At 68.0% G+C, this 462-nt stretch carries 1 protein-coding gene; it reads left to right on the top strand.

The window, feature by feature from the left end; genetic code table 11:
- Positions 1-462, top strand: a 462-nt coding sequence (locus AB1L30_RS00235) for a hypothetical protein (RefSeq protein WP_367011353.1), incomplete at both ends; no start/stop codon positions are given.

Genomic DNA, 462 nt, shown 5'->3' with positions numbered 1-462 from the left:
CTTCGCCAACACGCTGGCCCGGGAAGGGTTCATCGATGACCATCCGTTTGACAACACCGAGGGGGTCGAGCGGCTGGTCGGGTTGCTGAGGGATTCGGACCCCGGGTCGTTCTCGAAGGCCCAGAGCGCCGCGGCGGCCTTGCCGTTTCTCGATCCGAGCGCTCGACAGCCCTTGATGGCCCTGGCGATGGATCACCCTGCGACGAGTGTGCAGATGGAGGGGGCCAGGGCGGCGGCGAAGCTGGGCAGCGAGGCGGGGATCCGCTTCCTGGGGCGGCTCTGCCTGGACGTGAACCACAGCCTCCAGGCGAGGCTTTACCTGCAGGAACTGGACCGACACGAGGCGGTGCCGCCGAGGGCCCACGAGCCGAACTTCGAGGCGATGGCCAAGATGGTCGACTGGCTCGGGCACCCGATGGAGTTCGGCCGGGCTCCGGATGATCTGGTACTCGGCCTGACGGG

This window comes from Bremerella sp. JC817, assembly GCF_040718835.1.
GTDB lineage: Bacteria > Planctomycetota > Planctomycetia > Pirellulales > Pirellulaceae > Bremerella.
This window is presented reverse-complemented; position numbering and strand designations above follow the sequence as displayed.